At 64.3% G+C, this 7,788-nt stretch carries 5 protein-coding genes and 1 tRNA gene; 4 read left to right on the forward strand and 2 right to left on the reverse strand.

Going from position 1 to position 7,788, the window contains the following annotated elements; genetic code table 11:
* Positions 1-44: 44 nt before the first annotated feature.
* A tRNA-Phe gene (locus VI056_03530) sits at positions 45-117 on the reverse strand.
* Between the two features lie 323 nt (positions 118-440).
* On the opposite strand from VI056_03530, the gene VI056_03535 reads away from it, so the two are divergent.
* The gene (locus VI056_03535; protein ID HEY6202093.1) at positions 441-770 is read left to right on the forward strand and encodes a hypothetical protein; all 330 of its coding nucleotides are present in this window, start codon (positions 441-443) and stop codon (positions 768-770) included.
* A gap of 445 nt (positions 771-1,215) precedes the next feature.
* Positions 1,216-1,752, forward strand: coding sequence for a nuclear transport factor 2 family protein (locus tag VI056_03540; GenBank protein HEY6202094.1), 537 nt, complete (start codon positions 1,216-1,218; stop codon positions 1,750-1,752).
* Here the strand turns inward: VI056_03540 and VI056_03545 are convergent.
* A complete protein-coding gene (locus tag VI056_03545) occupies positions 1,749-3,338 on the reverse strand; it encodes an adenylate/guanylate cyclase domain-containing protein (protein ID HEY6202095.1) in 1,590 nt (529 codons plus the stop codon). The genes VI056_03540 and VI056_03545 overlap by 4 nt on opposite strands.
* Before the next feature lie 671 nt (positions 3,339-4,009).
* Here VI056_03545 and VI056_03550 point away from each other — a divergent pair.
* Together VI056_03550 and VI056_03555 are read left to right on the forward strand one after the other, a co-directional pair.
* Positions 4,010-4,180 carry a hypothetical protein gene (locus VI056_03550; GenBank protein ID HEY6202096.1) on the forward strand — a complete coding sequence of 57 codons (171 nt, stop codon included), beginning with the start codon at positions 4,010-4,012 and terminating at the stop codon, positions 4,178-4,180.
* 101 nt (positions 4,181-4,281) lie between these two features.
* A complete protein-coding gene (locus VI056_03555) occupies positions 4,282-7,635 on the forward strand; it encodes an adenylate/guanylate cyclase domain-containing protein (protein HEY6202097.1) in 3,354 nt (1,117 codons plus the stop codon).
* Positions 7,636-7,788 lie beyond the last annotated feature (153 nt).

Raw genomic sequence — 7,788 nt, forward strand, 5'->3', positions numbered from 1 at the left:
CGCCCTTGGAGGAGTCGGGGTCTATCTGGTGCGACGACATTCAGTGCCGAGGGCCAGAATTGAACTGGCGACACATGGTTCTTCAGACCATTGCTCTACCAACTGAGCTACCTCGGCGAGACCCTCATTTTACTCGGAAACGCATGCGCGAATCGAACGTCCGCGCGAGCAATGGTCTAGAGGACTAAGTGCGCGTCCTGCGCGATGGTCTGAGCTTTCGAGCACAAGATCGCCGAAACCATTGCTCCGAATCGCAGTATCAAAGCTCGGAGACCATGGTGCGTCCTACACCACGTGCCCCGGCCCCGGCGGAATCTGAACTGAGCGTGGTCCGTCAGGTTAAGCCACAACGGTCGTTCGGAATTGCTCGTGAACTGAGGGCGGTCAGCGTTTGGTTCGGTTGGAAGCCGATTGGTTCACCGAACAAGTAGCGTTGGGGCGTGCAGATCCTCACCGGTCTCCACCAGGTCCAAGCGGAAGTAGCGGCCAGTCGGCTGAGAACAGCGGGAATCAGTGCTCAGGTCGTTCGCGACAACGAAGCGCTTCTCGGTGTCGTTGGTTCGTCATCCATCGGCACGTTCTCAGTCTCGATTGCCGATTCGGATGCACGAGAGGCGCGGGCCGCGCTCCACATTCGCGACACTTCCACGAGCAACGTCGCGGGCGCCGCCGGCTCCTTCACCGCAACTGCGATCCTGATGATCGTTGTTGGGTTGGCATTTGCGCTTGCGCTCGTTGGCCTATACGCCTGGAACGTGATAGGTCGCTAATCAACGCTTCGCTTGGAGCTCGTGCCCAACGCAAATTGGTTCACGTCCATCGCTAGGTCAGCCCGGACGCACACCTTTCTCGAATTCGCTAGGAACCGTGCTCGGTGCCGAGGGCCAGAATTGAACTGGCGACACGTGGTCCGTCAGACCATGATCAATTGAGATGGAATCAGGTGGACCTGCACACAGGTGACCTGTGCACCGCAACGAGGGACCCGAAACCGGGACCGGTGGTTTACAAGAACCGCTGCTTTGCCAATTGAGCTAGGACGGCGCGTGTTTCGTCGTCCATGTCTTGCCACCCGGCGAAGCGCGGAGCAGTGGTTGGTCCTGGAGACCATTGCGCCCCGGATCGAGCCGATGCCGCGACCTGCTCACGAGACTCGGGTTTTGAGAAAGCTCTCGACGCTGAACGACTCCGGCTGGCTGGCCGTCGGCATTTCGTGTGTACGATCGCGCCAAGTTCTGGACACACCCGATCCGTGCTGCCGGTGCGTGGTCGGAGATGGCGGAGGTCAACGCGATGCTGGGAGCGGTGTTGCTGCAACGGTGGACGAAGAAGAACTTCAACCGTCTCGTCGCGCAGAAGGATGTCGCGGCTGTGATGCGGGGATGGTCCGAGGACGGCGTCTTCGAGTTGCCGGGCACCTCGGCACTGAGCGGCCGATTCGAGGGGAGGCCGCAGATCGAGGCATGGGTACGGAAGTGGTTCGACTCGATCGCAACGATCGAGTTCAGTGTGAAGCGTGTCGCGGTGACGAATCCGCTGGCCTTCGGTTTCACGAACGATGTGATGATCGAGTGGGAGGTGCGCGAGGCCACGCACCGTCACGCGAGCGTCACGGCGAGGGGGATCACGGTGTGGGAGCTTCGTCGAGGGAAGTTGATAGCTGCGCGCGACTACTTCTTCGATCCTAGCGTCTTGGACGCGCTGCATGGTCCTCGCCCAGCGCCGGACCCTGCACTGCCGAGCGACGCCTAGATCGACACTGCTGGCTCGCACTCGACCGCGAGGACATGCCAGTCTCCCGGAACACCGCGCAGCGGTCGTCGGCCGATTTCGCGGAGCTTGACGAGCCCGCCGCCCAACGCGCCGCTAACGTCCTCGGTCACGAAAATCTGCCCGGCGCTCGCGAGTCCCATCAGCCGGGCAGCGACGTGAACGGTCACTCCAATCGGTGCTCGGCCGCGGAGCTCGCAGCGACCAGCGTGGATGCCCATCCGCACGTTGAACCCGATCTCCGAGACCGCTCGACGCACCGCGCAGGCGCAGGCGACCGCGGAACCCGCGGACGCGAAGGTGGCGAAGAAGCCGTCGCCCGCCGTGTCGATCTCCTGACCTCCGTGCCGGCCGAGCTCTCCGCGGACGACCACGCGAAACCGGCCAATAGCGTCCGCCCACTCCTTATCACCTACCTCCGCCAGTCGCTCGGTGGATCCGACGATGTCGAGGAAAAGGAGAACGAGATCGGCATGCGGCGCGACCAGGCGATCAGCCATCGACTCGAGCCAGCGACGCAGCGGGACGAACGTGACCCCGAGGGCCGCCGCCACCACGAGCACCGACGTGAGCTCTGCGCCAAGACCGGCGCCTGCGCCGAGGAGCCGTGACAGGAGGACGGCGACGCCCGCAAGAGCCGCGACTAGGAGGGACGTGGAAGCCGCGTATACGAGCGTCCGGCTGATCACGACATCGATGTCGAGCGCGGCATACCGCAAGATCGCGACGCTTACGCATAGGCCGAACACAGCAGTACCGACATAGAGGGCAAGCGCCGAGGCGACGGCTGAGGAGAATCCTAAAGGCGCGAGTCCAGCGAACCAAAACATCGGCTCCGAGCCAGTCCGAGCGCCGAACGCGTATTGCACGGCTAGTGATGCGGCTACCGCAATGCCCCAACCGAGCGCACCCAACAACCACCACTTCATCTGCACGCGCTGATCCGCCGTCGCGATCGCTCGGTAGCGAAACATTTGACTTAGGGCAGCTGCCCAGAAGAAGGCCATCCAAAGGACGAACCAGCCCCCACCCAAGCGATCCGCGCCGAGCTCGGGATTGATTGCGCGGCCGACCTGCCACGCAATGAAGATCGCGAGGAGCCAAGCCGTCGCCGCTGGTACGAACCGACCATCCGGGAGCACGAAGCTCGCCCACAAGACGGTCACCATCGCCGCACTGGTGACGATGCGCGCGACCGTCTGGCCCAGACCAGACCCTGGAGCGATCAGCCATGGTCCGATGACTGCGAATCCGATGAAAACCGCGTTGTACGCAAACACGAGACCAAAGACGTCACCGGAACGCGCTTGCAATATCAGCCAGCCGATGCCGATGAACAGAATCGCGACCGCGACCCCGAGGGCTATCACGCCCATCGCGACTGCCTCGTATGGGAAGCCGTCGCCCCGCTGGGCCAATTGGGTCGCGCTGGTCATCGACTGGTCGACCCAACCGGGGAGAGCGGCGAGGGCGGTCCCGATCGTGGCTACGGTACCGATGGCGAAAGCGGCGCGAGCCAGCCGCATTCGGACGCGCTGAAGGCCTTGAACGCTCGCGACGATCGACATCCGAGTGGAAGTTTGAGGGAGTGGCAGAAAGGTCGTGAAACGCAGTGCTGTTTACGGAGTGCTGGAACCAGAGTTGGTTGGTGGCGTCCGGCGTTGGTTGGTACGTCTCGACGTCATCAAGCGCGGCCTGCCCGCCGCATTCATGACGCTGCTACTCGAACTCTTGCGCGTCCTCGTAGGTGCATCTGTGTACGGCATTGCAATGTTGCGTCATGGACGGCGAACGATGGGCGTGTGGTTCGCTTGCCTCTTGCCTCTCACGGTCATCCTCGGCGTCGCTGGGCAGAGCGCCTTCGGTCTTCCACTCGGTGGACTTCTCGTCGCGGCAGCGGCCTTCGGCCTGCTCAACCGCGGCTCGTCGAGGACATAGGGTCGAGGTCTGATCGCGCCGCTCCTGGATCGTGCGCGTGTCTAGCGGGGGGCGCGGAATCTGAGCGGATTATGGTCCGCCAGATCATCGTTGCAGCGGTCTGATTAGGAATCAGAGTTCTTGCGCAGGCCGAGGGCACGGCCCCGAATGTCCGAGTGGCTGCTCCTGTCAACCTGGCAGCGCATTCTGCGCAACGCTCTCACAGTCACGCCGATAACACCCGCGACGTCATCGGTCTTGTCGAAGTGGCTCGTCCTCCGCTCGATCCTTCAGCAAATCCCCGGTGAAGGAGGAGCGCTCAATGACGAAAGCCAGCCGCATGTTCGATCGCCTCATGGAACTAATCGCGGACCGCACCTTCAGCAGCGCCGACACGCTCGAGTCGTCTTTCGAATGGGTCGCCGGCGAAGTAGGCCGACCGTTGATGACTGAGCGCGCCACTGAGAGCGAGGAGACCGCGGTAGCGGCCTAGCCGCAGGGTGACGCTGGTCGCTCCCCTCGACCTGGCATGACCGCACGGTCGAGGCGCGAATCGCTCCTCACTCTGGACTTGGGTGACTAGAGTCGTGCCTCATGACAAGGGACGGGGGCACCAAGAACGGCATGCAGAGCCCCTCCCTTCAGGTCGTCAGCTCCACGCACGGTGAGGAAGAGCTCAGGCTGGTCACCGTCGTCTTCGCTGACCTCGCCGACTCGACCGCGATGGCCGAAGGCCTGACTCCCGAGGAGATACGAGGGATCCTGACGTCGTACTTCAATGCTTTGGCGAGCGTGATCCAGCGCTTCGGAGGCACCGTCGACAAGTACGCCGGCGACGCGGTGATGGCGGTCTTCGGCGCGCCGCTCGCCCACGAAGACGATGCCGTTCGCGCCCTTCGGACAGCCATAGCGATGCAGAATGCGATCGCACGACTCAGCGACGACCTTCAGCGCGATCGGGGAATCCGACTGGCGCTACGGGTCGGCGTGAACACCGGGCCCGTGGCTGCGGGCGTGCTGCGGGGCGATGTGCAGGCCGCGTACACGATCGTCGGTGACGCCGTCAACGTTGCTTATCGTTTGCAGTCTGCGGCCGGACGCGGCGAGGTCCTCGTCGGGGCGGCGACAGAGCGTCAGGCGGCACACGCGTTCTCGTTCGAGCGCATCGAGCCATTGCACGTCAAGGGAAAGACCGAGCCACTCACGGTCTTCCGACTTACCCGGCCGCGCGACAGCATCGGACTGTCGCTGCGTTCCACGCTCGTCGGCCGAGAAAACGAGCTCGCGACACTGAGCACCGCCGTCGAGGACATCGAGCGGGGCGAGGGACGTATCGCGCTGATTATCGGCGTCGCTGGCATCGGGAAGTCGCGTCTGCTGGCCGACGTAAGGCGTGCGTTCGCTAACCGCCGCATCGCCGCACTTGAGGGCCGTGCGCTCGCCATGGCGCAGGGCATCAGTTACCTGCCGTTCACCGAGATCATTCGGCGCGACGCTGATATCGCAGAGGACGATGCGCCGTCCACGAGTTGGGAGAAGTTCGAGCGGCGCATGCGCGTGCTCTTCGCCGAGGATGTCGCTGATGTGCTCCCGTACCTCGGGACCTTCATCGGTTTGGAGCTGCCCGACGTGCTCGCCCGGCAGGTCCGCCATCTAGATGCGCAGTCCATGGGTCTTCAGATATTCGCGAGCATGCGCAGCTATGTGAGGCACCTGACGGCCGAGCGTCCGACGATCCTCGTGCTTGAGGACTGGCACTGGGCCGATGAATCGTCCGCCGCACTCCTAGAGCACCTCCTGCCGCTGGTCGAGACAGAGCGACTGGGCATCTGCGTAGCGAGTCGGCCTGACGAGCCGGGAAGCATGGTCATGCGGCTCCGCGGAGCAGTCGCGGCAGCGAACGGAGCGCGTTTCATCGAGGTACGGCTGGAGGCGCTAGGACTCGAACAGAGCGAGCAACTGGTGCGCAACCTCCTTCTCGCCCCGGATCTGACAGACGCCGTCCGCACGCGGACTCTCGAGCGGGCCGAGGGCAACCCTCTGTTCCTTGAGGAGCTCGTGAGCGCGCTCATCGACCTCGGCGCGATCGTCCGCGACCCTGGCAGCGGCGAGTGGCGCGCGACGGACCGCATCGATACGGTCACCCTCCCAGATACCGTCCAAGGCGTCATCGTGGCGCGGATCGACCGCCTCGATGACGAGGTGAAGCACGTGCTCCGACTCGCGGCCGTGATTGGCCGAAGCTTCCTCTACCGAGTGCTGCGCGCGCTCCGCGAAGTCGATCGTCGGCTTGACAGCGATCTCGCACAACTGCAGCAGCTCGAGTTCATTCGCGAGCGTCGGCGCACTCCGGAGCTCGAGTACATCTTCAAGCACGCGCTCGTCCACGATGCTGCCTACGAGAGCTTGTTGCTCCAGCGACGTAAGGAGTTGCACGCGCGCGTAGGCGAGGTCATCGAAGAACTCTTCGCGAACCAGTTGGACGAGTTCTGCGGCGTGCTCGCGTATCACTACGCGCGCGCCGAGCGGTGGGAAAAGGCGCAGGAATACCTGTTCAAGGCAGGCGACCGCGCCGAGCGGATCGCAGGCGACGCCGAACTCCTCGCCTATTACAAGCAGGCAGTCGCCGTCTACGCGCGCGCCTTCGGCAATCGCTGGGACCCCGTCCAGCGAGCGATCGTCGAACGGAAGATCGCCGAGGCGCATTTCCGTCGCGGCGAGCACCTCCCGGCACGTGAGGCGTTCCAGCGCTGTCTGGACTTCCTGGGCATTGCTATGCCAGTGACACGCTGGAGGGTGCGTGCCGGAGTCGTCCGGGAGGCCCTGGTACAAGTCGGACACTTGGCACTGCCACGGTTCCTGCCGCGCCGCCGGCATGATCCAGCTCCGTACGAATGGATGCGCGCGCTCGGCGTGATGACGGTTGGGATCGACTACTTCCTCGGTGACACCGAGCGCTTGGTGATGGATGGGCTTCGCCTCCTCAACCTCGCCGAAGCGAACGACTACCGCCTCGGAGTCTCCGCAGGCAGCTCCTTCGCCGGCCTGATCTGCGGCGCCGTTGGGCTCACCGACCTCGCGAGCCGTTACCACGCGCGGGCGGTCGCCGTGGCCGAAGAGGTCGGCGACACGCTCGCGCTAGGGATTGCACACCATCAGCTCGCGATGCACGAGGTCCACGTGCTCGGCGATCTGGCATCCGCCGACAAGCACTACAGCGCTGCGATGGACGAGTGGCACGCGGCGGGCGAAGGACGGTGGCCTCTTGTAGCGATCGGCCAGGCGTACTCGACTAAACGCTTCCTCGGCGAATGGTCGCCTGAACAGGAGGTGGCGTTCGGCGAAGAGATCATCCGCGCTGCTGACGAAGCTGGTGACGCGGACGTTCGGGCGTGGGGCTGGGTCTACCTCGGGATCGCGCTGGCCGACGCGGGTGACCTCAGGAAGGCAACTCAACACCTGGAGCGCAGCGTCGAGTTCTGCCAAGCGGTTCCTGACCACGCCGCATTTGTCGTGGCCCAGGGTCATCTCGCCGAAGTCCTGCTCGCACTCGGCAGTGTCGACCGCGCGGTAGCGCTCGCTGAGGACACCGTCGGCTTCGTCCGGCAGCATCACATGCGTTCGTGGCACGTGACGCCGGTGCGGAACGCGCTGGTGCACGCGTACCTCACCAGCGCTGAGCGCGAACAGGCCAATGGATCGCTTGCGCGGACGGGTGAGGCGTCAAGAGCGAGTCTCGCTCAGGCGAAGCGTGACCGTCAGGCGGCTCCCGGCGCGTACCGCTGGCGCGGGAGCTACGAGTGGCTGCGCGGCGACTCAGGCTCCGCGCGCGAGTGGTGGGGACGGAGCGAGGAGGTGGCGCGCGCGCTCGGCGCGCAGCGCGAGCTTGACATCACGCGGCAAGAACGCGCGCGATTCGAAAATCGCGTTGTTGCCAGCCGAAGGTAGTCCTGACAGGAACGTCCCACGAAGAACTCGTTAATCGGCTTGCGTTGGCTTCGACCGTGCGCCCTGACGCTAGGCGTACGCGCACATCCACGGGCCATCGCGACTCAGGCCGATTGAGCCGTCGGTCGCCGCGCTTCTTGGATTCCGATGCCG

Source organism: Candidatus Limnocylindria bacterium, assembly GCA_036523395.1.
Lineage (GTDB): Bacteria > Chloroflexota > Limnocylindria > P2-11E > P2-11E > CF-39.